We start from the raw sequence: 24,954 nt of genomic DNA on the forward strand, positions 1-24,954 counted from the left end.
ATGAGCGTGGCAGCCACGGCGAAGGCGCCGCGCTTCGCCTCGGTCGACGCACTGCGCGGGCTGACCGTGGCGGCGATGCTGCTGGTCAACAACCCCGGCGACTGGGGCCATGTCTACGCGCCGATGCTGCACGCCGAATGGCACGGCTGCACTCCCACCGACTTCATCTTCCCGTTCTTCCTGTTCATCGTCGGCGTGTCGATCGCGCTGGGCGTGGTGCCGCGGGCGGAAGCCGGCGCCGGCCGCGGCGCGCTGATGCGCGCGGTGGTGGTGCGCGCGCTGCGCATCACCGGGCTGGGCCTGCTGCTGCATGTGCTGGCGTGGTGGTGGCTGGACACCGAATACTTCCGCCCGTGGGGCGTGCTGCAGCGGATCGGTGTCTGCTTCCTGCTCGCCGGTGCGGCGGCGCTGTGGCTGAAGCCTCGCGCGCAATGGGTGCTGCTGGTTGCGTTGCTGCTGGGCTGGTGGGCGCTGCTGGCGTGGGGCGGCAGCCTGGCGCCATGGGACAACCTCGCCGCGCGCGTCGACACCGCGTTGCTGGGGCCATGGCTGTACCAGTTCGATCCGGCGACCGGCCGCGGCCAGGATCCGGAAGGCCTGGCGAGCACGCTCGGCGCGCTGGCCACCACCGTGCTGGGCCTGCGCGCCGGCGACTGGCTGCGCCATGGCCGCTTGCGCGCGCTGTGCACCGGTGGCGTGGTCGCGCTGCTGCTGGCGCTGTCGTGGGCGCCGCTGCTGCCGTGGAACAAGGCGCTGTGGACTTCGTCGTACGTGTTGTGGACCGGCGGCTGGGCAATGCTGGCGTTGGCCGCCGCGCACGTGCTGATCGACCGCCGCGGCTGGCCGGCGCTGGGTCGCAGCTTCGGCGTCAACGCGATCGCCGCGTACGCCGGCTCGGCGGTGATGGTCTACGCGTTCGCCGGCCTGGGCTGGTGGGGCGCGATCTACCAGGCCGGCTTCGCCGGATGGATGACGCCGCGGTTTGGCCCGTACCTGCCGTCGCTGGCGTTCGCGCTGGCGTTCGTCGGCTTCTGGTGGGGCGTGGTGCGCTGGATGGACCGGTGTGGCTGGCACCTGAAGATCTGACGCACGCCGGGCGGATTTACCCCGGCCCGGCCGGCCTTGCGCGCAACGTGCGTGCCGCGCCGATGGCGGCGATGCGCGCCTTGCGCAGCGCTTCGCCCACCTGCGGGCCGCTGAGGCCTTCATGTCCGGCCAGGTCGCGCGCGTTCACCGCCAGCGCGGCTGCATGCAGGCGGCGCAGTTCCGGGCCCTGCGGATAGTCGGCGTCCTCGCTGCCGAGGTGGCCTCGCTTGTCCGCTTCGCAGGCGATGGCGATCCGCGCCACGCGCTCGGGTCGGCGCAAGGCATCGCAACGTTCGAGCAGTTCGAGCACGGTGGCATCGCGCAGTTCGGCCAGACGGTGCACGTTGAGGTGCTCGCGGCAGACCGACTCGGCCAGCCTGCGGTGTTCCAGCGGCACCCTGAGCCGCTCGCACAGTGTGGCCAGCGGCTTGAGGCCGGCGTTCTCGTGACCGATGTGCCTGGGCAACAAGTGCGGTGGTGTGAGCGCCTTGCCCAGGTCGTGGGTCAGCGCGGCGAAGCCGACCAGGTCGTCGCCCGGGGCCAGTTTCGCGGCCATGTCCGACACCAGCTGCTGGTGGATGCCGGTGTCGACCTCGGGGTGGTATTCGGCGCGTTGCGGCACGCCGTACAGCGCGTCGACCTCGGGCAGGATCGCGGCCAGCGCGCCGCAGGCGTGCAGGGTGGCGAGGAAGGCCGAGGGTTGCGCCGCGGCCAGCGCCTTGCGCAGTTCCTGCCAGACGCGCTCTGGGACCAGGGTGCCGAGCTCGCCGCTGGCGGCCATGCGCCGCATCAGCAGCATCGTTTCCGGTGCCACGGTGAAGCCCAGCGGGGCGAAGCGGGCCATGAAGCGGCCGGCGCGCAACACCCGCAGCGGATCCTCGGCGAAGGCCGGGCCGACATGGCGCAGCACGCGCTGCCGCAGGTCGTCCACGCCGCCGCAGGGATCGACCAGGTCGCCATGCGCGTCGCGTGCGATCGCGTTGATGGTGAAGTCGCGGCGCTGCAGGTCGTCTTCCAGGGTCACCGACGGATCGGCGTCGACCACGAAGCCGCGATGGCCGCGGCCGCTCTTGCGTTCGGTACGCGCCAGCGCGTGCTCCTCGCCGGTGTCCGGATGCAGGAACACCGGGAAGTCGCGGCCGACCGGCTTGAAGCCGGCGTCGAGCATCTGCTGCGGCGTGGCGCCGACCACGACCCAGTCGCGGTCGCCGGGCGCCAGGCCGAGCAGTTCATCGCGGACCGCGCCGCCGACGAGGTAGGTCTCCATGTGCCGCATCGTATCGCGCGGCCGCACCGCGGGGCCCGGCGGCCGTATCGCGGATGGCAGGGCAGAGCCCCGTCTAACGGAGGCGATCGCGCCGGTCAGGGCACCGGGGTGGGGCAGGCGAAGGGCTTGCGCGCGCCTCCGGTGCGGCCGAGCAGGCGTTCGCTCACCGGCAGCGCATCGCCGTCGAGCAGCCAGTCGTAGATCGTGCTGAAGGCCAGCACCCGGGCGACGTAGTCGCGGGTTTCCTTGTAGCTGATCGTTTCGATCCACAGGTCCGGATCGTGCGCGGGGCGCTGCGACAGCCAGCGCGCGGTCGGCGTCGGGCCGGCGTTGTAGGCGGCGATGGCCTGGTAGGCGGCGCCGTACTTGTCCTCCATCTCGCGCAGGTAGGCGCTGCCCAGGGCGATGTTGGTGGAGGAGTCGTACAGGCTCTCGGCACCGGCGTACGGCAGGCCGGTGCGCTGGGCCACGCCGGCGGCGGTGCCGGGCAGCAGCTGCATCAGCCCGCGCGCGTTGGCAGGTGAGCGCGCGTTGGGATTGAACACGCTCTCGGCGCGGATCTCGGCCGCGATCCAGGCCGGATCGAGACCGTTGCGTTTCGCGGCGGCGCGGATGTCGGCGTCGTGGTGCAGCGGGAAACGCAACCGGTACAGGCGCTGCTCGTCGGGCAGCTTGCCCAGCGAGAACACTGCGCGGTCGAACCAGCCCTGCTCCTGGGCCACGGCCACCGCGGCACGCCGCCGCGGGTCGTCGAAGCGGGTCAGCGCGTCGTTCCACTCGCGCACCGCCCAGCCGGGCTGGTCGATGCGATACAGCGCCAGCGCGCGCTGCAGCGCCGGGTCGCGCGCGACCTCCTTGCGCAGCGCCGGCGGATCGCCCGGTTCCCACGGACACAGCGCGTAAGGCTGGCGCAGGCGGTCGGCGGCGAGGAAGCCGTGGAAGGTCGGCGCGGTCGCGGCGGCGCGGAACAGCGCCTGCGCCTCGCCGTCGCGGCCGGTCTTCTCCAGCATGCGGCCTTCGAACCAGCGCCAGCGCGAATCCTCGCGCTGTTTGGCCGGCATGCCGCGGATCGCCTCCAGCGCGGCCTTCCAGTCGCCGCGCGCCACCGCTTCGCGCGCACGCCACTCGTGCAGGCGCTCGTCGTAGGCCGAAGCCGGCACCGCGGCCAGCCGCTGCGCCGAGCCGGGCAGGTAGGAGGCCACCGTCCACAGCGCGACCTGGTACAGCACCTGTGCGCGCTGGGACTCGTCCATGCCGAGCAGCGGCGCAAGTTGCGCCAGCTGGCGCTCGGCCGCGTCCGGGTCGTTCTTCGCCAGCTTCGACAGCCCGGCGGCGGCGACCTGACGGCTGCGCGCATCGCGCGGCCATTGCGCGGCACGCGCGTGCGGCGCCTGGACGAAGGCGGCGTAGTCCTGGGCCAGCGCCAGCGCATCGGCCGGCAGGCCGCGCGCGGCCGCGCGCATCACGCCGGGGTCGCCTTCGGCCACGGCCAGGTCGAAGCGTTCCCAGCGCAGCGCGTCGCCGAGCCCGCCGCGTGCAGCCAGGCTGGCGAAGGTGGCGTCGCAGGCGTCGGGCATCGACTTGCCGCTGCGCCACAGCGCCTGCGCCTCGCCGTTCCAGGCGTCGGCGGCGCGGCCCAGCGCCTGCTGGGCATTGAGCCGCGCGCAGCGCAGGGCCGGATCATCGTGGGGCGCCAGTCGGCGAGGACATCGCTCCACTGTTCGCGCCGGGACAGCGACGCCAGCCACAGCGGGCGCAGCGCCGCCGCCGCGGCCTGGCCGTCGTAGCGCTGCAGGAAGGCGCGAACCTGGCTGCTGTCGGCGCTGTCCAGGTCGCGCGAAAGCCGCGCGAACTCCAGCCACGGCCAGCGCGGGTCGCCGCGCAGCGCGTCCTGGCCGGTGACCGGCTGCCCGGCCTTGGCCGCGCTGATCGCCGCGCGCATCGCCGCATCGTTGCCGGCTCCGTCCTGCGCGAATGCGACCGCGGACGCCGACGCCAGCAGCAGGCATGCCAGCGTGCGGTGCAGGAGGCAAGGGTGTGAAAGGGGGGTGGCAGGGCGCGACATGCGGCCGAATATACCCAACGCACCTGAATGGCCGTGACGGCGGCAGGATCCGCGAATACCCTGCTTCGACCCGGCCTGCCGGACCCAGGACGCCGCGCACCCATGGAGCCACCGACGTGTCACCGCTGATGTTCCTGCTGTTCCCCCTGCTCGGCGTGGTCGCCGGCATCCTCGCCGGGCTGCTCGGCGTCGGCGGTGGCCTGGTCCTGGTCGCGGCGCTGGCCTGGCTGCTGCCGCTGTCCGGCGTGCCGCAGGAAGCGGCGATGCATGCGGCGCTGGCCAGTTCGCTCGCCAGCATCGTGCTGACCGCGGCGTCCTCGGCGCGCGCGCACGCCAGCCGTGGCAGCGTGTTGTGGCCGACGGTGAAGTGGATGGTGCCGGGCCTGCTGCTCGGCGGCTGGCTGGGCAGCGGGGTGGCGGTGGCGTTGTCCGACACGGTGCTGCGCTGGGTCGTCGCCGGCTACTGCCTGCTGGCGGCGTGGCAGATCGGCTTCGGCCGCACCCGTGCGCCGGCCGATGGCAGCGGAGTGGCGCCGCCAGAAGGATGGCCGATGACGGTGGCCGGCGGTGGCATCGGCGCGCTCTCGGCCGTGGTCGGTATCGGCGGCGGCAGCATGACTGTGCCGTTGCTGGTCTGGCGCGGGGTGAGGCCGGTGCGTGCGGTCGGCACGTCCAGTGCCTGCGGCGTGGCGATCGGGTTGTCCAGCGCGCTGGGCTACGCGCTGCACGCACCCGCCGGTGCCTTGCCCGCGCACGGCATCGGTTACGTGTACCTGCCGGCGGCCATCGGCGTGGCGCTGGCCTCGGTGCTGGCCGCGCCCCGGGGCATGCGCCTCGCGCACCGGCTCAGCGGCGAGGCGCTGCGCAAGGTGTTCGCGCTGTTCCTGCTGCTGGTCGGGCTGAGCGTGCCCTGGTCGTAGAGCGGGGCTTGCCCCGCTTCTACGGGGCGCCGCAGCTTTCGCTGACGAGGGCGGCGAGACGGTCGTACTCGGTGCGCCGGCGTTCGGTGTTGTCGGGGTGGGCGAAGCGCCAGCGCGATTCGGCTTCGCGGGCGTGGCGCCGCCAGGCTTCGCAGGCGGCGCCGTCGGGCACGCGCGAACACCGGGCGCGGCCCACTTCGCAGGCGCGACCCGCACCAGTGGCCGGATTGCCGTCCAGGCCGACCGTGCGCAGCGGCAGGCAGCGCGGCGGCACCTCGGCTTCCTCGGACAGGTAGCTGTCGTTGTCGTGGGTGGTGCAGCGGAAGATCGGTGGTGGTGGCGGCCGTGCGGGGTCGGACTCGCCGGCCTCTCCGGCAGCCGCGTCCGCGCGCGGCAGGTTGGCGCTGTCCAGGATCCGCGGCTCCGGCCCGGTGCTGGTGGTGATGAAGCCGCCATCGCTGGCGTGCCGCTGCGGCGCGTGGCGGTCGACGCTGGTGCCGGGTCCGGTACTGGTGGTGACGAAGCCGCCATCGCTGGATCGCTGCACGTCCTGCACCTGGCCGGCAGGCGCGGCAGACGGGGGCGTGCCCGTCGGAGGCGGGGCGGTGAGCGCAGGCCCGGTCGCCGCGGCGCCCGCGTCTGGACTGCTGGCCACGCCGCCCATCCTGCGTTCGCTCTGGGTGCTGCCGTCGGGGCAGGGCGCGTTCTGCACGGTGAGGACGCCGGCCGCATCGGTGCAGCGGTAGATCGTCACCGCCTGCGCGCGCAGCGTTGCCGGCGTGGCTGTTCCCATGAGCAGACACAGCAGCAGGCACAGCGGCGACAGGCGCAGGCGCGGATGCACGGTCAGTAACCGGAACAGTGGTCGGTCATGTGGGTGTCGATCCGGCGCTGCTCGCGATCCAGCTCCTCGCGCTGGCTGGGCATGGCCGCGTGGTAGACGCGCAGGATCTCGTAGCGGCGGTCGGACAGGCGCGTGCAGATTTCGTCGCGGCTCAGCTCCACGCAGGGATCGCGCACCCAGGTCGTGGCCGGCAACACGGCGCCCGGCAGGGGCGGCCGCGGGCCCGGCCCGGCGATCGGTGGCCGCGGAGCAGGCCCGGTGACCGGCGGTCGCGACCCGCCCGGGCGCCCGCCGGTGATGACCGGATAGCCCAGCGTCCACACCGGCACCTGGCGCGGATTGCCCCCCGCGCTTTCGCTGGTATAGGTCGTGCCGTCCGGTGCGGTGCATTCGTACATCGGCCGCGGTGCCTGCACGGTCACGATCCGCACCTCGCGTGGTGGCGCGGCGGGTGCCGGCGCGAGCACGGGCGTGGTCGCGCGCGGCGGTGGATCCTGCGGCCGCTGCATCTGCACCGCTTCCTGGCGCTCGCCGGCCAGGCAGGGCGAATCGCGCAGTGCGACCAGCCGGCCCTGGCTGTCGCTGCAGCGGTAGACGGTGACTTCGGCAGCGCTGGCGCGGGGCGCCGCAAGCGGCAGCGCGAGGACGAGTGCTGCCAGTGCCAGCCATGCATGCAGGCGTCGCGGCTGTGGCCGCGAGCGCTTTGGCCGCGGGCCCCGCACAGGCCTGGCTGGGCCGTGCATGCGACCCGACGGACGAAGGAAGTGGGGCTCGCGCATGGCCGTCTCCATGGAGCTGCATTCCATCCTAGCGCGGCTCGCCGCGATGGTCAGGCGCGCAGGATGCTGCCGTCCAGCGCCAGCCGGATCGGGGTCGGCTGCGCCAGGCCGCCGGTTTCGCCGGCAACGAGGCCGTCGACCGCCGCGCACAGCGCCGGGTCCAGCTCGGCGCGCCGGTGCGCGGGCGGTTCGCCGCCGATGTTGGCGCTGGTGGAGACCAGCGCGCCGCCGAAGGCTTCGCACAGCGCCGAGACCACCGGATCGGCGCTGATGCGGACGGCGATGCTGTCGCGGCCGCCGGTGATCCAGCGCGGTGCATCGGCGGCGGCGGGCATCACCCAGGTATGCGGCCCGGGCCAGCTGGCCAGGACCACGGCCAGGCGTTCGGGCGGCAGTGCGGGCAGGTCGAGCCAGCGGCGCAGCGGGTCCAGGTGCGCGGCGACCAGGATCAGGCCCTTCTCCACCGGCCGGCGCTTGAGTCCGAGCAGGCGCAGCACCGAGGCCTCGTTGTCCGGATCGCAGCCCAGGCCCCACACCGCCTCGGTGGGATAGGCGAGCACGTCGCCGCGCTGCAGCAGCGCGGCGGCTTCATCGATGGCGAGGGTGCGGGCCATGGCGGGCGATGGTAGTCGCCCGTCCGCCGGTGCCGGATGAAGGACCGGGGTGATCCCGGTCTCAGAACGGCGGCGCGTCATCCGCGGCGCCGCGGGCGGACTTTTTCGCCGGAGCCTTCTTCGCCGCCTTTTTCGCCGGCGCCTTGCTGGCGGCCTTCTTCGCGGGGGCCTTCTTTGCCGTGGCCTTCCTGGCAGGTGCGGCTGCCGTGGCGGCCTTTTTCGCCGGTGCCTTCTTTGCCGCGGCCTTCTTCGCGCCGAAGCCGCGCCGCGCCGGCTTGCCGGTCTCGGCCATCAGCTGCTGCACTTCCTCCAGGCTCAGCGAGGCCGGCTCGCGGTCCTTGGGGATCTTGCCGTTGAGCTTGCCGTCGCTCAGGTACGGGCCGAAGCGGCCGTTGAGCACCTGGATGTCGCTGCCCGGGAACTCCTTGATCACCCGGTTGCGCGCAATCTCCTCCTTCTCCTCGACCAGGAACACCGCGCGCGCCAGGTCGATCTTGTACGGGTCGTCTTCCTTCTTCAGCGAGGCGTAGGTGCTGCCGCGCTTGGCGAACGGGCCGAAGCGGCCGATGCCGACGGTCACCGTCTCACCGTTGCTCTCGCCCAGCGTGCGCGGCATGTCGAACAGCTTCAGCGCCTCCTCCAGCGAGATCGAGTAGATGCTCTGGCCCGGCTGCAGCGAGGCGAACTTCGGCTTCTCCTCGTCGTCGACCGTGCCGATCTGCACCATCGGGCCGAAGCGGCCGATCCGCGCGCTGACTTCCTTGCCGCTCTTGGGGTCGGTGCCCAGCGAACGCGAGCTGCCGGCGTCGGTGCGGTCCAGCGATTCCTTCTTGTCCTCGACCAGTTCCTTGAACGGGCCCCAGAACTTCTCCATCAGCGGCACCCACTGCTCCTCGCCACGGGAGACGGCGTCGAGCTCGTCCTCCAGGTTGGCGGTGAAGTCGTAGTCCACGTAGCGGGTGAAGTGCCCGGACAGGAACTTGCTGACCGCGCGGCCGACGTCGGTGGGCTTGAACGCGCGCCCTTCCATCTCGGTGTACTTGCGGAACAGCAGGGTCTGGATGATCGAGGCGTAGGTCGAGGGTCGGCCGATGCCGTATTCCTCCAGCGCCTTCACCAAGGCCGCTTCGGTGAAGCGCGGTGGCGGCTGGGTGAAATGCTGGTCGGCGTGGATGCGGTCCAGCGGCACGCGTTCGCCGGGCTTGAGCGGCGGCAGCTTGCGGCCTTCGTCCTCGTCCTCGGCGGCCTTGCTGTCCTTGCCTTCCTCGTACACGGCGAGGAAGCCGGGGAACACCACGGTGGTGCCGCTGGCGCGGAACACGTGCTCGCCGCCGGCGGCCAGGTCGACCGAGACGGTGTTGAGCGTGGCCGGCACCATCTGACTGGCCACCGCGCGCTTCCACACCAGTTCGTACAGCCGGCGCTCGTCGTCGGTGAGGAAGCGCGCGACCTGCGCCGGCGTGCGCAGCGCCGAGGTCGGGCGCACCGCCTCGTGCGCTTCCTGCGCGTTCTTGGACTTGGTCTGGTAGAAATTCGGCTTGTCCGGCACCGAGGCGGTGCCGTAGTCGCGCGCGATCACGTCGCGGATCTCGGCCAGCGCTTCCTGCGACAGGCTCACCGAGTCGGTACGCATGTAGCTGATCAGGCCGACCGTGCCTTCCTCGCCCAGGGCCACGCCCTCGTACAGCTTCTGCGCCACCTGCATGGTCTTGCGGGTGGTGAAGCCGAGCTTGCGCGAGGCTTCCTGCTGCAGGGTGGAAGTGGTGAACGGCGGCGACGGGCGGCGCTTGCGTTCCTTGCTGGCCACGTCGGTGACGTGCAACGAACCGGCCGCGGCCTGCTGCAGGCGCAGGCGCGCGTCCTCGGCGGTCTCGCCGTCGGTGATGGTGAACTGCTCGAACTTCTTCCCGTCGAGCTTGACCAGCTTGGCGCTGAACGGCTGCGATGCGTGCGCCAGCTCCGCGCCGATGCTCCAGTACTCGCGCGCCTTGAACGCCTCGATCTCCTCCTCGCGCTCGACGATCATGCGCAACGCCGGCGACTGCACGCGCCCGGCCGACAGGCCCGGCTGCACCTTGCGCCACAGCACCGGCGAGAGGTTGAAGCCGACCAGGTAGTCGAGCGCGCGGCGCGCCTGCTGCGCGTCGACCAGGTCGCCGGCGATGCGCCGCGGCTGGGTCATCGCTTCCTTGATCGCGCGCGGCGTGATCTCGGTGAACACCACCCGGTGCAGCGGCTTGTCGCCGATCAGGTTGCGCTCGCGCAGGATCTCGGCGATGTGCCAGCTGATCGCCTCGCCTTCGCGGTCCGGGTCGGTGGCCAGCCAGATGTCGTCGGCCGACTTCGCCGCGCGGGCGATCGCGTCGACGTGTTTCTCGTTCTTCTCGATCAGGTCGTAGCGCATGGCGAAGCCGCGCTCGGGGTCGACCGCGCCTTCCTTCGGCACCAGGTCGCGGACATGCCCGTAGGAGGCCAGGACGGTGAAGTCCTTGCCGAGGTATTTGTTGATCGTCTTGGCCTTGGCGGGCGACTCGACGATGAGCAGGTGCTTGGGCATGGCGGGTGATGTTCCGGGTACGGCTGCGGTCCTTCCGGGACCGGGTGCGGGCGGTGAGCGTGGTGTGAAGAACGCGTCCGCCAGAGAAGCCGACGCCCGGGAGGGGGCCCCCGGGCGCGGTCGCTGTCCTTTTTATACGTGAATCACGCCGCGGCCGGCCGTGTCAAGCCGGGCCGCCCATGGGGCGCTTCGGGGCGTCCCCCCGGTCCGGCTACCACTTCATCGAGGCCACGGTCCCGATCGCCACCACGGCCACCAGCGCGATGCCGAGCAGCAGCAGGCCGAACAGGACCAGGACCACGATCGCCACCGTGCCCAGTTCCGGCCGCTGCCATTCCGGGTTGCCGGTGAAGGCCCACTTGTCCACCACCAGGGTGTCGCACAGCAGGTCGTGCAGGGCCTGCTTGCGTTCGGTGAAGGCGGCCATCAGCAGGCCGATGCACAGCAGCAGCGAACTGAGCAGATAGCCCCAGTAGCGGGCGAAGCCGCGCAGGAAGCTGATCGTCCCGCCGTCGGGGCGCACCACCTTGATCCCGATCGCCAGCTTGCCGGGCGTGGCCATCATGCTGGCGTTGGAGTGGAACCAGCCGAACGCCAGCGCCGAAAGCAGGTAGGTGCCGGCCATTTCCACCGGATCGAACGGCGAGTCCGGATTGCCGAACACCGCGCCGAACACCGCCGCGACGATCGCCGCCACGATGGCCACCGGGATGCCGATGGCGAAGGCGTCGATGATGCTGGCCGCCACCCGCTTCCAGAAGCCGGCCAGGACCACCGGGCCGTCCTGCACCGGCACGGCCGGCGCCGGGGCGGCGTACGCGGCGTGGGTGGCGTAGGCGGCAGGGGCGGCGGGCGGCGGCGGCACGCGCTCGTCCACGGCCGGCGGCGGCGCGACCGGAGTGCGGAAATCCAGGGTCACCCCGGCCTCGTCCAGGCCGAGTTCGCCGCGCAGCGAGCCCAGCGGCTGCCAGGCGGGCAGGCCCTCGCGCCAGACCAGGGTCGCCGCGTCGAGCTCGCCGGCGCGGTAGCGCTGGGCCAGGTGGGTGGCAGGCTGGGGGCCGATCTGGCGGCGCTGGCGGTCGGCGTAGTACCACTCGGTCATTGCGTGCATTCCTCGCGTATGGATTCCATGGGGGGCGGCGCTCAGCCGCGGCAGTCGACCGGCAGGTGGCGGTCTTCCACTTCCGAACTGCATTCCCAGCCGGAGCGGTCCGGATGGTATTCGAGCCACAGCGCCTTGCCGTCGAGCGCGGCCTTGCCGGGCGCGGCCAGGGTCGCCTCCAGCCCGCCCAGGTCGCTGTCTTCGAACTCGCCGAACTCGACCCGGGCCAGGCCGGCGCCGGCGTAGCTCTCCGGCGTGCCGAAGTCCTCGTCGTCGTTGGTCGGGCAGCGGCCGTTCACGGCGACGAATTCGGCCACCTGCACCTGCAGCGCCTTGGCCTGGACGATGGCCGAGGTGGCCTGCGCGCGCAGGGTGTAGTCGTTGTAGGCCGGCACCGCGATCGCGGCGAGGATGCCGAGCACGGCCAGCGCGAACATGCCGCCGACCACGATGAGCAGCGCGATCACCACGCCGGACATGCCCGGGCGCGGCGCGCTCGCCATCGCCACCGCGGGCGCCGCGGTGGCCGGCAGCGGCGGCGGTGCGGCCGGCAGCTCCAGTTCGGCGGCGAACGCGTGCAGCGCGCGCCAGCCCGGCTCGCCTTCGCGCCAGACCAGGGTCTGTGCGTCGATCGCGCCGGACATGGCCAGCGCGCGCAGTTGCTCTGCCCGCAGCGGGCCATGCCGCTGCCGGTCGGCAGTGGCGTAGTACCAGTCAGTCATGCGTTTTCCCCGAAGCAGGCGGCCAACTTACCCCATGCCCCTGGTGCGCGGAAGCCGGCTTGCGCCGGCTTCGCGGAATTCCGATGCGGTTTTTCCAGCGCGATGCGCCGCGTTCAATGCACCGGCTCGGGCTCCTCGCCGAACATCTGCGTTTCCATCCAGGCGTAGGCCGCTTCGGCGCCGGGCTGGTTGAACAGCACCATCAGCACCACCCACTTCAGGTCGTCCAGGTCCAGCTCGTCCTGGTCCAGGGCCATGGCGCGGTCGAGCACCAGTTCGCGCTGGCCGGGGTCGAGTACGCCCTGCTGTTCCAGGAACAGCAGGAAGCCGCGGCATTCGACGTCGAGCCGGTCCAGCTCGGCGCCGTGGTAGACCCGCACCGGGCCGTCGACCCGTGCCTGCGCGCCGGCCGGGCGCTGCTGCGCCAGCCCGTCGAGCCAGTCGAAGGCCTTGCTGATTTCGCTGGGGCTGAAGCCGGCCTCGATCAGGCCTTGTTGCAGCGGGTCGCGGTCGCGGAGGGTGTCCGCATCGTCGCCGATGTAGTGTTCGAAGAGGTAGAGCAGTACGTCCAGGATGCTTTCTTTCATTGCCCTCGGCCTGCGCCCCGTGGGGGGCGCCGTGGGGTGGGGAACCCCCTGCTTCGCGCGTGTCGCGGCCGGCGGGGTCAGGCGGCGTTGCCGCCGCCGGTGGACCGGCGTGTGTAGCGGCCATGTTCGACCGCGACCCGCCCATCCAGTTCCATGCCAAGCAGCATGGATGACACCGTGGCGGGCGTCAATCCGGTGCGTTCGACCAGCGCATCCATAGGGGTGGGGTCGTGGCCGAGGGCCGCCCACAATCTGTCGGGGTCGGCCCGGGGGGCCAGCAGGGGCAGCTGAACCCCTTCCGCAGGCGCCGGCGGGGGTCCCGCGGCGGCCTGTTCCGGCGCCAGCCAGGCCGCCAGCCGGCCGGCCAATGGCGCGATCCCGGCCAGGACCTCGTCCGGGTGTTCGACCAGCTGGGCGCCCTCGCGGATCAGCCGGTGGCAGCCCCGGGCCTGCGGGTGGTGGATCGAGCCGGGGATGGCGAAGACCTCGCGGCCGGCCTCCCCGGCCTGGCGCGCGGTGATCAGCGCACCCGAGCGCAGCGCCGCCTCAACCACCAGGGTGCCCAGGGCCAGGCCGGCGATGATCCGGTTGCGGCTGGGGAAGTGGCCCGGCCGCGCCGGGGTGCCGGGCGGATGCTCGCTGACCACCGCGCCGCGCGCGGCGATCCGCGCGCGCAGGTCGGCGTGGTGCCCGGGGAAGGCCAGGTCCGGCCCGGTGCCGAGCACGGCGACGGTGCCGCCCGGCGTTTCCAGCGCCGCTTCATGCGCGGCCGCATCGATCCCGGCGGCCATGCCGCTGGCGACCAGCAGGCCGGCGCGCCCCAGCGCCGCGGCGAACAGCCGCGCGTTGTCGCGGCCGCCGGCGCTGGCCGCACGCGAGCCGACCACGGCCACCGCCGGCCGCCACAGCAGGTCCGGGTCGCCGTCCACGAACAGGGCCAGCGGCGGCGACGGCATCTGCCGCAGCAGCGGCGGGGAGCGCGGGTCGTCGCAGCCGACCAGGTGGTGGCGCGGATGTTCCAGCCAGGCCAGCACCGCCGCGATCGCCGCCGCCGGCACTGCCGCCAACCGCACCCGCAGTTCCGGGTCGGCGCTGTCGCCGTCGCCGCGCAGCAGCGCGCGCCGTGGCGCGCTGCGGCCGCCGGCGAGCACGGCACGCAGCAGTGGCAGCGGGTCGGCGGGTTCGCGCGACTGGCGGGGATCGCCGGTGCCAGGGGGCGGGCGTTCTATGGGCATGGCCCGAGCGTGGCCCGGAAACAGCGACGGCGCCCTGGGGCGCCGTCGCTGCGTGCTGTAGGAATCGTGCTGCCGCGGATGCGGCCGCAGTCCTACTGGGCGTCCGGATGCCTCGCGCCGAAGCCGACCCGGACTGGCTTGACCCCGTCCATCACCAGCGCATAGCTGACCTTGTCGAAGGTGCGGAAGACCATGGCGTGGGCCGCGTATTCCTCCGGCAGGGCCACGGTGCTGCCGCCGCCGGTGAACTGGTCGTCCATACGCGAGGTGCGCGGGCCGTGGACCCGGTCGTTGACATGGCGGCCCGGGCGCCACAGCGAGAACACGGTGCCGTTGTCGATGCCGTCCAGGCGGCCGGCGGAGATCGCGATGACGTCGCGCGGACCGCCGGCGGTGCCGCCGACGGTGCCGACCGCCAGCACCATCGGCGCCTCGGCCGGCTGGATGGCGGGCGCGTGCGGGAAGAACTGCAGGTCGTAGGCCTGCGCTTCGACCGGGATCACGCGGTCGCCGGCACGCACTTCCTGGCCGCTGTCCTCCAGGCCCAGGGTGGCGACTTCGGCGCCGCCGGTGCCGGCGGCTCGGACGACCGTGCCGATGTTGACCTTGGCCAGTTCATAGCCGAGGACCTCGTTGCGGCTGCTCGGCGGCACGTAGTGGCTCCACAGGGAGCCGTCCAGCGGCATCGTGCTGCCATTCTGCTCGAGGTGCTGGAACGGGCGCGGCAGGGCGTAGCGCACGGTCGGGCGCAGCACCATGTAGCGCTGGCCGGCGGCGATGCCATCCAGGCCCTTCACGTAGGCGATCTGGCCGGCACTGCCGCGCAGGCGGTTGTCCTCGAAACCGACCACGTAGGGCAGGTGTTCGAAGGCGTCGACCACGCGCACGTCCTTCAGGAACGGCTCGATCTCGGACAGCGGCACGGCCCCGATCGGCGCCTCGTCGCGCGGGCCCGGCTGCACCGCCACGCGGTCCAGGTAGGCCAGGCTGAGCACGTCGCCCGGGAAGATCAGGTGCGGGTTGGCGACCTGCGGGTTGGCCTGCCAGATTTCCGGCCACAGCCAGGGCTTGCCGAGGAAGCGCCCGGCGATGTCCCAGAGGGTGTCGCCCCGGACCACGACGTAGGTTTCCGGATGGCTGCCGCGCGACTCGACGGCCGCGGCGTAGGTGGCGACGGTCAGCATCGCGACGGCGGCGACCGTACGAAGGCTTTTGAACATGTGTGCGATCCGCCTGATTCCCCGACAGGTTCGCCGACTATAGTCCAGAATTCAGGCCGTTGCGCAAGCTTCCGCGCTAGAATTGCGACAGCCAGCCGGTTTGTCGCCGGCCATCCCCCTCTGGAGCGCCTCCGATGGCCAAGCTTCCCATCCTCGAGTTCCCCGACGCGCGCCTGCGGACCCGGGCCGAGCCGGTCGACGCCGGCCGCCTGGCCAGCCCCGGGTTCCAGCAACTGGTCGACGACATGTTCGAGACCATGTATGCCGCCCCGGGCATTGGTCTTGCCGCGACCCAGGTCGACGCCCACCACCGCTTCATGGTCATCGACGTGAGCGAGGGCAAGGACCAGCCGCTGGTGTTCGTCAATCCGGACATCCGTGCCCGCGACGGCCAGCAGGTCTACCAGGAGGGTTGCCTGTCGATCCCGGGCATCTTCGCTGACGTGACCCGCGCCGACACCATCACCGTGCGTTACCTGGATCGCGACGGCCGCGAGCAGGAGCTGACCACCGACGGCCTGCTGGCGGTGTGCATCCAGCACGAGATCGACCACCTCGACGGCAAGCTGTTCATCGACTACCTGTCGCCGCTCAAGCGCGAGATGGTGCGCAAGAAGCTGGCCAAGGCGCGCAAGCACGCCGCCTGATGCCGCCGGCGTGGGTCCGCTCGGGCCGCCCGCCCGCCGTTCACCGTCGATGTCCCGTTGACGTCCCGCCGCCGTCCCGTCGCCGCCCTGGTGTCACCGCCGGCACGCAGTCCTGGCGCCGCCTCCGGGCGGCGCATTGCGATGGAGTTTCCCCGTCCCCCATGAGCCAGGTCCCGAGGCAGGTCCGATGAGGATCGTTTTCGCCGGCACGCCAGATTTCGCGGTGCCTTCGCTGCGCGCCGCGGCGCAGCGTGGCGAAGTGGTGGCCGTCTATACCCAGCCCGACCGTCCCGCCGGCCGCGGCCGCGGCCTGGCGCCGTCGCCGGTGAAGCGGGAAGCGCTCGCCCGCGACCTGCCGGTGCTGCAGCCGGAGACCCTGCGCGACCCCGCCGCGCAGGCGCAGTTGCGCGCGCTGGAACCGGACCTGCTGGTGGTGGTGGCCTACGGCCTGATCCTGCCGCGTGCGGTGCTGGCGATGCCGCGCCATGGCTGCTGGAACGTGCATGCCTCGCTGCTGCCACGCTGGCGCGGTGCCGCGCCGATACAGCGCGCGATCCAGGCTGGCGATGCGCAAACCGGCGTCTGCCTGATGCAGATGGAAGCCGGCCTCGACACCGGACCGGTGCTGCTCGAGGCGGCCGCCGCGATCGGCGCCACGGAAACCGGCGGCCAGCGCCACGACCGCCTGGCGGCCCTGGGCGCGGAAGTCCTCGCCGACGGCCTGGGCCTGCTCCGCGCCGGGCTGCTGCCGGTGGCGCAGCCGCAGCCGGCCGAGGGCGTGACCTACGCGCACAAGCTGGACAAGGCCGAAGCGCGACTGAACTGGAGCCGGCCGGCCGGCGAACTGGCGCGCACGGTGCGCGCATTCGATCCATGGCCGGTGGCCGAGGCGGTGGTCGCCGGCGAACGCCTGCGTATCCATGGCGCGGTCGCGCTGGATGTCGCGCACGAGGCCGCGCCGGGCACCTTGCTCGCCGCCGGCCGCGACGGCATCGACATCGCCTGCAGGCAGGGCGCACTGCGGCTGCGCGTGGTCCAGCGCGAAGGTGGACGCGCGATCACCGCCGCCGACTGGCTCAACGCGCGCCGCGACCTGGCGCGGGACGGCTGATCGATGTCTGCACCGCGCCCGCCTGGTGACCGTCGTCCGCGCCCGCCTGCGCGCCAGGCCGCGGATGGCTCGGGGCGCCGCGGCGATGGCGATGCCGCGCGTGGCTCTTCCGCGCCTTCCGGCCGCGGCCCGGCCCCCTCGCGGCCGCCACTGGCGCCCGGCGTGGAGACCCGCGTGCTCGCCGCGCAGGTGCTCGACGCGGTGGTCCACCGCGGCCGTTCGCTGAAGTCCGAACTGGCGCCGGTGCTGCCGCGCCTGCCCGACCCGCGCGACCGGGCCCTGCTCGAGGCGATCGTGTTCACCGCGCTGCGCGGGCGCTACCGCTACGACCCGGCGCTGCGCGGCTGGCTGCAGAAGCCGCCGGGCCCGGCCGACGGCCCGCTGCTGGCGCTGCTGCTGGCCGGCTGCGCCCAGCTCGACGCGCTGCAGCTGCCGGCGCACGCCGCACTCGATGCCACGGTCGAGGCGGCGCGCGCACTGGGCCGCCCGCACCAGGCCGGGCTGGTCAACGCGCTGCTGCGCCGCGCCCAACGCGAAGGTTCCCCCACTGCCGACCCCGCCGGCGCCTGGCCGGCGTGGCTGCGCGAACGGATCGAGGCGGCCTGGCCGGAGCACGCGGCAGCGGGGTTCGCCGGCAGCGCGCAGCCGGCGCCACTGTGGCTGCGGGTCAACCGCCGCCGCATCGACCGCGACGGATATCGTGCGCAACTGGCGCAGGCCGGCATCGAGGCCGGCACCGACCCGCGCCTGGCCGACGCGCTGCGCCTGGACTTGCCGGTGCCGGTGGCCGTGCTGCCCGGTTTCGACGAAGGCCTGGTCGCGGTCCAGGACGGTTCTGCGCAGCAGGCCGCCGACGCGCTCGGCGCCGAGCCCGGCGCGCGCGTGCTCGACGCCTGCGCCGCGCCCGGCGGCAAGGCCGCGCACCTGCTCGAACGCGACCCGGCGCTGGAACTGCTGGCGCTGGACGTGGATCCGCGCCGGGTGGCGCGGATCGAGGACAACCTGCGCCGCGCCGGCGTGTCCGGCGAGGAAGCCGGCGAACGCGTGCAGGTGCGCGTGGCCGACGCGACCCTGCCGGCGCTGTGGTGGGACGGCTTCAGCTTCGACGCGATCCTGCTCGATGCGCCGTGCTCCGCCACCGGCGTGGTCCGGCGCCAGCCCGACATCCTGCTGCACCGCCGCCCGGAAGACATCGACCAGCTGGTGCAGCTGCAGGCGCGCCTGCTCGATGCCACCTGGCCGCTGCTGCGGGCGGGCGGCAACCTGCTCTACGCGACCTGTTCGGTGTTGCCGGAAGAGAACGCGCGGCAGGTCGAAGCCTTCCTCGCGCGCACGGCCGACGCCCGCGCCGTCGCGCTGGACGCCGGCTTCGGCCATGCCGCCGGCCCGGGCCGGCAGCGCCTGCCCGGCGAGGACGGCATGGACGGGTTCTTCTACGCACTGCTCACGAAGGCGGGCTGAGCGCCGGCTATCATCGCCGCCCATGCCCCCGACGTCCGACGCGCGCAGGCGCGACACCTGGCTGTTCTGGATCACCGCCCTGCTGGTGCTCGGCGCCGGCCTGGGCCTGCGCGACCCCTGGCCGGCCGACGAGCCGCGCTTCGCCCTGGTGGCCAGGCAGATGGTGGAGAGCGGCGACTGGCTGTTCCCGCACCGCGGGATCGAGTTGTACTCGGACAAGCCGCCGATGCTGATGTGGCTGCAGGCTGCGTTCTACGCCGTCTTCGGCAACTGGCGCGTGGCCTTCCTGCTGCCTTCGCTGCTGGCCGCGCTGGGCACGCTGTGGTGCGTGCAGGACCTGGGCCGGCGGCTGTGGACGCGCAAGGTCGGCCTGTATGCGGCGTGGGCGCTGCTGTTCGCGTTCCAGTTCACCTGGCAGGCGAAGAAGGCGCAGATCGATCCGCTGGTCACCTTCTTCATCACCCTGGCCAACTACGGCCTGCTGCGCCACCTGCTGCTCGGACCGGACTGGCGCTGGTGGACGCTGGGCTGGTTCGCGGCGGGCCTGGGCACGATCACCAAGGGCGTGGGCGCGATCGCACTGCTGATGCTGTTGCCGGCGGCGGTCGCGTCGCTGCGCGGCTGGCCGCGGGTGCGCGTGCACGTGCGCGATGCGCGCTTCTGGCTGGGACCGCTGGCGTTCGTGGTGGCCGTATCGCTGTGGCTGCTGCCGATGGTGGCGGTGGCGCTGGCCACGGACCTGCCCGAATATCGCGCGTACATGGAGGACATCCTGTTCCGGCAGACCGCGAAGCGTTACTCGCAGTCCTGGGACCACCATCAGCCGCCCTGGTATTTCCTCGGGGTGATGCTCGCCATGTGGATCCCGCCAGCGCTGGCGCTGCCGTGGGCGCTGCCAGCCTGGTGGCGGCGGCTGCGGCGCCGTGACGCGCGCTACCTGCTGCCGCTGGCGTGGTGGGCGCTGGTGCTGGTGTTCTTCTCGATCCCGGACGGCAAGCGCGACGTCTACCTCATGCCGGCGCTGCCGATGATGTGCCTGGCGCTGGCGCCGCTGTTGCCGGGGCTGCTGCGCAGGCGCTGGGCGCAGGCGCTGCTGCTGGCGTCGGCCGGACTGCTGGCCTTGCTGTTCCTTGCCGGCGGCGCAGTCCTGTCCGGCGGCGACGGTGCGCTGGCCGAGCGGTTGCAGCAACAGCGCGGCCTGGACGCGGAAGGGTTGCACGCCGGGGCGTGGATGCTGCTGGCGATCGGGGCCTGGGGCGCCGGTTGCGTGCTGGCGTTCCGCCGCCGCGCCGCCGCCGCGCTGCTGGCGACCCTGGCCGGGGTCTGGGTGGCTTTCAGCGTGGTCGGCTACCCGATCCTCAACGACGCCAGTTCGGCGCGCGGAGTGATGGCCGGGGCCGGGAAGCGGATCGGCCCGGACGCGGAGCTGGGGCTGGTGGCGTGGAAGGAACAGAACCTGCTGATGGCCGACCGCGACGCGGTCGACTTCGGCTTCAAGGTGCCGTGGGACGAGCAACTGCGGCGGGGCGTGGCCTGGCAGGCGCAGGCGCCCGGGCGCTGGCTGCTGGTGCAGGAGGCGGCGCTGGAAGCTTGCCTGGACCGCGGGCGGATCGAGCTGGCCGGGATTTCCAACCGCCGCCGTTGGTGGCTGGTGCCGCCCGGGGCGGCGACCGGGCCCTGCGAGGCCAGTGCCGGCGAGCGCGCCCGCGCCGAGGCCGGGCAGGGCCACGAGGACGACGACTAGGAAGAGGCGCCGGCTCAGCGCATGTTCCGCCAGCGGGCGCGAAGATGCCACGCCCGGCCTGGAGCGCACGAATGGAAGCCCTGCGCATGGAAGACAACAAGCGGGACCTGCGCCTGCGCTGGGCCATGGCCTGCGCGGCGCTGGGCCTGTGGTGCCTGCCGGCACTGGTCCTGGCCGTGCCCAAGGGGCTGCTGCCGTTCGGACTGCTGCTGCTGGCGTCGACCCTGCTGGTGCCGCTGCGCATGTGCCGCGCCGCGCGCGACATCGGCTGGCCCCTGCTGGTGGTGGCGGCGACGGCGCTGGTGCCATTGCTGGTGGCGCTGGCCTCGGTCCGGCTGACCGGCTCGAGCGAGGGCATCGACAGCCGCGACCGCCTGCTGGCGTTGCCGTGGACGATGGCCTGGGCCTGGGCACTGGGTCCGTCGCGGGCGATGCTCTGGCGCGGAGCGCTGGCCGGGCTGCTGGCCGCGGCGGCGTTGGCGGGGGCGCAGGTCCTGGCCGGTGCCGAGCGCGCTGCCGGCTGGCTCAACGCGATCGTCTTCGCCGACGTGGTGCTGGTGTTGATGGTGCTGGTGGTGTTCTGCCGGCCGCGGCACCGCTGGCGCCTGGCCAGCCTTGGCCTGGCCCTGGGCTTCCTCGCGATCCTGCTCAGCGGTACCCGCGGCGCCTGGCCGGGGATGCTGCTGCTGTTGCTGGTGCTGGTCCTGGGCAGCGGCTGGCGCAGCAGGCGCAGCCGCGGCCTGCTGCTGGCCACGCTGGTCGCCGGCGGGGCGGTGCTACTGGCGTCGGTCCCGGCGCTGACCGAACAGGTGCGGCTGGTCGAACTGCGCCACGACATCGAGCGGATGGAAAGCGGCGACCGCAACTCTTCCGCCGGCGCGCGCCTGGAGCGTTTGCAGGTGGCGGCCGGGGCGTTCGCCGATGCCCCCTGGACCGGAGTGGGCATCGGCGAGTTCGACCTGGCGATGCAGCGCCTGCCGATCTGCAGGGGAGCAGGGGCGGCGCGGGTCGAGCGGTGCCACTTCGGCCACGCGCACAACGACCTGGCCGAATGGGCCGCGACCATGGGCGTGCCGGGCGTGCTGTCGCTGCTGCTGCTCTACGGGGTTCCGCTGTGGCTGTTCCTGCGCCTGCGGCGTGCGACCGACCAGGGCCGGCTGCGCGGCTCGGCGGCTGCGGGGGCGATGCTCGTGGCGATGTTCCTGCTGGCGGGACTGACCCAGTCGATGTTCGCGCACCAGACCACCACCAGCATCTATGCCGCGCTGGGCGGGATCCTGCTTGGCCTGGCCCTGCGCGAGGCGGGCTGGCGTGCGGGCGACTCGCGCCCTTAAGCGCGACTTTCGCGGCCGTGGCGTCGTTCGTCTGCCAATAGAAGCCATGTCGCACAAGATCGCGAAGGACGCCGTACCCCGGGTATATGGCCCAAGTGGCACATGGATGTGCCACGGCCCTTCGTAAAGACAGGATGTCGTCCCGAAGGGTGGGACATATACCCGGGGTGCGGCGGCCCCCACCGGAGCCGATGTTGCAGCTTTGGCAAAAAAAGCGCCGGTCCTCGAAAGGACCGGCGCCCGGGGGAGCCGGCGTCGCCGCCGGCGGGGGGAGGACGCGCTTACTTGGAGATGTCCACGTCCTTGGTCTCGCGCAGGAACAGGCCGCCGATCACCACGGTCATCACCGCGATCGCGATCGGGTACCACAGGCCGAAGTACATGTTGCCGGTGGCCGCGACCAGGGCGAAGGAGATGGTCGGCAGGAAGCCGCCGAACCAGCCGTTGCCGATGTGGTACGGCAGCGACATCGAGGTGTAGCGGATCCGGGTCGGGAACAGCTCCACCAGGTAGGCCGCGATCGGGCCGTAGACCATGGTCACGTAGATCACCAGCACCCACAGCAGGAACAGCGTCGCCGGGAAGTTGATGCGCGCCGGGTCGGCCTTCTCCGGGTAGCCGGCGGCGCCGAGCGTGCCCTTCAGCAGCTTGGTGAAGGCGTCGGCCCGGCTCTTGGTGTCTTCCTTGGACAGGCCCGCGCCATCGTAGGCCTCGACGTCGGTGCCGCCGATGCTGATCCTGGCCACGGAGCCGGCCGGTGCCGGCACGATCTCGTACGGGATGCCGGCCTTGGCCAGCGCCGCGGCGGCGATGTCGCACGAGTTGGTGAACACTTTCTTGCCGATCGGGTCGAACTGGAACGAGCAGGTGCCCGGGTCGGCATGCACCACCGCCGGCGAACTCGTCCGCGCTTCCTCGATCGCCGGATTGGCGAAGTGGGTCAGGCCCTTGAAGATCGGGAAGTAGGTCACCGCGGCCAGCAGGCAGCCGGCCATGATGATCTTCTTGCGGCCGATCTTGTCCGACAGCCAGCCGAACACGATGAAGAACGGCGTGCCCAGTACCAGCGCCGCGGCGATGAGCAGGTTGGCGGTGGTGCCGTCGACCTTCAGCGCCTGGGTCAGGAAGAACAGCGAGTAGAACTGGCCGCCGTACCACACCACCGCCTGGCCGGCGGTCGCGCCGAGCAGGACCAGCAGCATCAGCTTCAGGTTGCCGCCCTTCATCGAGTCGCGGAACGGCTGCTTGGAGCCCTTGCCCTCGGACTTCATCTGCTGGAACAGCGGCGACTCGCTCAGCTGCAGGCGGATCCACACCGAGATGCCCAGCAGCACGATCGAGACCAGGAACGGGATGCGCCAGCCCCAGGCCTCGAACGCCTCGGTGCCCAGGGTCAGCCGGCAGCCCAGGATCACGAGCAGCGACAGGAACAGGCCGAGCGTGGCGGTGGTCTGGATGAAGCTGGTGTACAGGCCGCGCTTGCCGTCCGGCGCATGCTCGGCCACGTAGGTGGCCGCGCCGCCGTACTCGCCGCCCAGCGCCAGGCCCTGGGCGAGCCGCAGCGCGATCAGGATGATGGGCGCTGCGATGCCGATGCTGGCGTAGGTCGGCAGGACGCCGACCAGGAAGGTCGACAGGCCCATGATCACGATCGTGACCAGGAACGTGTACTTGCGACCGATGCGGTCGCCGAGACTGCCGAAGAACGCCGCGCCGAACGGACGCACCGCGAAGCCGGCGGCGAACGCCAGCAGCGCGAAGATGAAGCCGGTGGTCTCGTTGACGCCGCTGAAGAACTGCCTGGCGATGATCGCGGCGAGCGACCCGTACAGGTAGAAGTCGTACCACTCGAAGACCGTGCCCAGGCTGGACGCGAAAATGACCTTCTTGTGGCCCCTGGAAAGCTCGCCCTGCGGCGAATGGTGGTGCGTGGTTGCGCTCATCGGGTTCCCCTTCCTCAGAAGCTGTATTTGACGGTGGTCTGGAAGCGCTTCAGGTCGCCCTCGCGGTCATCCTCGAGCGAACGCTGGCCCCAGCCGATCTCCGCACCGATGTCCAGCTTGGGCAGCGGCGAATAGATCAGGTTGGCGTGGAACGACTGCGAGCGCTCGGTCACGCCCCAGCCGACCAGTGCGGCGTCGTTGTCGAAGTGCGAGGCCGCATACATCAGGTTGCCGCGCAGGCTCCTGCTGAAGGCGTGGCGCCAGGCGACGAAGCCGCCGTAACCGGTGAGCGCATCGATGTCGCCGAACGCGCTGGTCTGGACCACGTCGCTGCCCAGGCCGAAGGCCATGTAGCGGCCGATGCCGGCACCGGCATTGGCCATGTAGCGGATGTCGTCGCTGGCGCCGAGGTTGAACTTGCCCGAGACGCTGACCGCGCCGCCGGAATCGGTGTTGTCGCCGGACTTGAACTGGCGCAGCATGCCGGCCACCGAGAAGTGGCCCCAGTCGCCCTTCATGGCGTAGCGCGCGGTCAGGTCCGGGACGTTGTTGTCGCCGGTCGTGGTGCGCGCGCCGGCGGCCGCGGCGAACGGTGCGTAGGCCTGCACCGTGGTGTTCGGGTTCTCCAGCGCGAACGACCACGGGCCGCTGGTGTAGCGGACCTGGGCCTGGCGGACGAAGGTGGTGCCATCGGTGACGCCGACGAAGTCGACCGCGTCGGGCAGGGCGGCGGTGTCCTGGAAGTTGGACCAGGTCTGGCCGGCCAGCCACTTGTTCCAGCTCACGTAGGCCTGGCGCAGGGTGACCGCGTAGGTGTTGGTGGCGATCTCGTTGCCGGCCAGCGCGTTGCTGCCGCCGCCGAAGAAGTCCATCTCCACGTAGGCCTTGAGCTTGTCGCCGCCGTCGGTGACATGGTCGGCGCCGAACCAGATGCGCGAGAACTGGGCGTGGAAGTCGGTGTACGGGTCGCCGCCGTCGGCGCCGGCGCCAGCCACCGGGATGGTGCTGGGCACGTAGAACAGGCGGCCGGAGGAGCCGTCGGCGATGCGCCCGTCGCTGGTGTCGGTGACCATCGCGTCCAGCTTGATGAAGCCGCCGACGGAGAACGTGCTGCCCGGGTTGCCCGCGGTCAGGATCGGCGTGGACTGGATCTTCGGCTTGCCGTCGGCCGGCGCGGCCGCGGTGGCGGTCTGGACCTCGGTGACCTGGGCCTGCGTCTGCGTGATCTGGGTCTGCTGGGTCTGCTGCGTGGACAGCAGCAGCTGCACCTGCCGCTCCAGCTCGGCCACGCGCTCCTCGAGCGCCTTTTCCCGCGCGGTCTGGCCGAACGCGGCCCCCGGCGCCACCAGCGCGACCAGCAACGCGGCGGCCAGCGGCCGTCGCAGCAGTCTTGATGGATGCTTGTTCATTGCCCTCTCTCCGTCCCGTTGTAAGTGTCGAGCGTGTTGCGTGCGACATGCGGCGCGCATTGCGCGAGCGGCCGGTCGTCGCAGACTGCGCATGGCCCGCGGGGGCGCCTATTCGCAATTAGTCGAACCCGGGCCGGCACGGGAGAGGGAACAGCCGTTGCAGTGCGGCCCGATCGGGCGGCGTGGGCCCGCGGCTTCGACCAAAGTCTCGGCCTGGTTGCTGCAATGCATCACGATTCATGGGTCAAACTCCACTCGTCGCAGTGGCCACTGCCGGCCGTTGCCCGATTTCAAGGTCACGTCGAGG

At 72.1% G+C, this 24,954-nt stretch carries 19 protein-coding genes and 1 pseudogene; 7 read left to right on the forward strand and 13 right to left on the reverse strand.

What is annotated here, in order from left to right:
* The gene (locus CSC64_RS01325) at window positions 1-1,086 is read left to right on the forward strand and encodes an acyltransferase family protein (protein WP_162433528.1); all 1,086 of its coding nucleotides are present in this window, start codon (window positions 1-3) and stop codon (window positions 1,084-1,086) included.
* Window positions 1,087-1,102: 16 nt separating this feature from the next.
* On the opposite strand, the gene CSC64_RS01330 is transcribed toward CSC64_RS01325, so the two are convergent.
* Window positions 1,103-2,353, reverse strand: coding sequence for a multifunctional CCA addition/repair protein (locus CSC64_RS01330; protein ID WP_162433529.1), 1,251 nt, complete (start codon window positions 2,351-2,353; stop codon window positions 1,103-1,105).
* A gap of 95 nt (window positions 2,354-2,448) precedes the next feature.
* Window positions 2,449-4,418 (reverse strand): annotated as a pseudogene (locus CSC64_RS01335) (transglycosylase SLT domain-containing protein).
* A 116-nt stretch (window positions 4,419-4,534) separates the two neighbouring features.
* Between CSC64_RS01335 and CSC64_RS01340 the strand changes: the two are divergent.
* A complete protein-coding gene (locus CSC64_RS01340) occupies window positions 4,535-5,338 on the forward strand; it encodes a sulfite exporter TauE/SafE family protein (RefSeq protein ID WP_238389703.1) in 804 nt (267 codons plus the stop codon).
* 19 nt (window positions 5,339-5,357) lie between these two features.
* Here the strand turns inward: CSC64_RS01340 and CSC64_RS14050 are convergent, their stop codons facing one another.
* From CSC64_RS14050 to CSC64_RS01385, 9 genes are all read right to left on the reverse strand, one after another.
* Window positions 5,358-6,182, reverse strand: a complete 825-nt coding sequence (locus tag CSC64_RS14050) for a DUF4124 domain-containing protein (protein ID WP_162433530.1) — start codon at window positions 6,180-6,182, stop codon at window positions 5,358-5,360.
* 2 nt (window positions 6,183-6,184) lie between these two features.
* The gene (locus CSC64_RS01350; protein WP_238389704.1) at window positions 6,185-6,961 is read right to left on the reverse strand and encodes a DUF4124 domain-containing protein; all 777 of its coding nucleotides are present in this window, start codon (window positions 6,959-6,961) and stop codon (window positions 6,185-6,187) included.
* Between the two features lie 50 nt (window positions 6,962-7,011).
* On the reverse strand, window positions 7,012-7,575 hold the full coding sequence (tsaC, locus tag CSC64_RS01355) for an L-threonylcarbamoyladenylate synthase type 1 TsaC (protein WP_162433531.1): 564 nt from the start codon (window positions 7,573-7,575) through the stop codon (window positions 7,012-7,014).
* A 61-nt stretch (window positions 7,576-7,636) separates the two neighbouring features.
* Entirely contained in the window at window positions 7,637-10,132 is a 2,496-nt protein-coding gene (locus tag CSC64_RS01360; protein WP_162433532.1) for a DNA topoisomerase I, read from the reverse strand.
* 211 nt (window positions 10,133-10,343) lie between these two features.
* Window positions 10,344-11,234, reverse strand: coding sequence for an RDD family protein (locus CSC64_RS01365; RefSeq protein WP_162433533.1), 891 nt, complete (start codon window positions 11,232-11,234; stop codon window positions 10,344-10,346).
* Between the two features lie 41 nt (window positions 11,235-11,275).
* Window positions 11,276-11,956 carry a pilin gene (locus CSC64_RS01370; protein ID WP_162433534.1) on the reverse strand — a complete coding sequence of 227 codons (681 nt, stop codon included), beginning with the start codon at window positions 11,954-11,956 and terminating at the stop codon, window positions 11,276-11,278.
* Between the two features lie 113 nt (window positions 11,957-12,069).
* The gene (locus CSC64_RS01375; RefSeq protein ID WP_162433535.1) at window positions 12,070-12,543 is read right to left on the reverse strand and encodes a DUF494 family protein; all 474 of its coding nucleotides are present in this window, start codon (window positions 12,541-12,543) and stop codon (window positions 12,070-12,072) included.
* 77 nt (window positions 12,544-12,620) lie between these two features.
* Complete coding sequence (dprA, locus tag CSC64_RS01380) at window positions 12,621-13,778, reverse strand: DNA-processing protein DprA (protein WP_162433536.1); 1,158 nt, start codon at window positions 13,776-13,778, stop codon at window positions 12,621-12,623.
* 92 nt (window positions 13,779-13,870) lie between these two features.
* Window positions 13,871-14,998, reverse strand: a complete 1,128-nt coding sequence (locus tag CSC64_RS01385) for a LysM peptidoglycan-binding domain-containing protein (RefSeq protein ID WP_162433537.1) — start codon at window positions 14,996-14,998, stop codon at window positions 13,871-13,873.
* 134 nt (window positions 14,999-15,132) lie between these two features.
* Between CSC64_RS01385 and def the strand changes: the two genes are divergently transcribed.
* The 5 genes from def (at window position 15,133) to CSC64_RS01410 (ending at window position 21,295) form a co-directional block, all read left to right on the forward strand.
* Entirely contained in the window at window positions 15,133-15,645 is a 513-nt protein-coding gene (gene def, locus CSC64_RS01390) for a peptide deformylase (protein WP_162433538.1), read from the forward strand.
* 187 nt (window positions 15,646-15,832) lie between these two features.
* Window positions 15,833-16,756, forward strand: a complete 924-nt coding sequence (fmt, locus tag CSC64_RS01395; protein ID WP_162433539.1) for a methionyl-tRNA formyltransferase — start codon at window positions 15,833-15,835, stop codon at window positions 16,754-16,756.
* Window positions 16,757-16,930: 174 nt separating this feature from the next.
* Window positions 16,931-18,217: a 16S rRNA (cytosine(967)-C(5))-methyltransferase RsmB gene (gene rsmB, locus CSC64_RS01400; RefSeq protein ID WP_238389705.1), complete on the forward strand. Its 1,287-nt coding sequence runs from the start codon at window positions 16,931-16,933 to the stop codon at window positions 18,215-18,217.
* A gap of 22 nt (window positions 18,218-18,239) precedes the next feature.
* On the forward strand, window positions 18,240-19,961 hold the full coding sequence (locus tag CSC64_RS01405) for an ArnT family glycosyltransferase (protein ID WP_162433541.1): 1,722 nt from the start codon (window positions 18,240-18,242) through the stop codon (window positions 19,959-19,961).
* A gap of 71 nt (window positions 19,962-20,032) precedes the next feature.
* On the forward strand, window positions 20,033-21,295 hold the full coding sequence (locus CSC64_RS01410) for an O-antigen ligase family protein (RefSeq protein WP_238389706.1): 1,263 nt from the start codon (window positions 20,033-20,035) through the stop codon (window positions 21,293-21,295).
* Between the two features lie 281 nt (window positions 21,296-21,576).
* On the opposite strand, the gene CSC64_RS01415 is transcribed toward CSC64_RS01410, so the two are convergent.
* On the reverse strand, window positions 21,577-23,238 hold the full coding sequence (locus tag CSC64_RS01415) for an MFS transporter (protein WP_162433542.1): 1,662 nt from the start codon (window positions 23,236-23,238) through the stop codon (window positions 21,577-21,579).
* Window positions 23,239-23,252: 14 nt separating this feature from the next.
* A complete protein-coding gene (locus CSC64_RS01420) occupies window positions 23,253-24,647 on the reverse strand; it encodes a DcaP family trimeric outer membrane transporter (RefSeq protein ID WP_162433543.1) in 1,395 nt (464 codons plus the stop codon).
* Between the last annotated feature and the right edge of the window lie 307 nt (window positions 24,648-24,954).

The organism is Pseudoxanthomonas koreensis (genome assembly GCF_010093225.1).
GTDB lineage: Bacteria > Pseudomonadota > Gammaproteobacteria > Xanthomonadales > Xanthomonadaceae > Pseudoxanthomonas > Pseudoxanthomonas koreensis.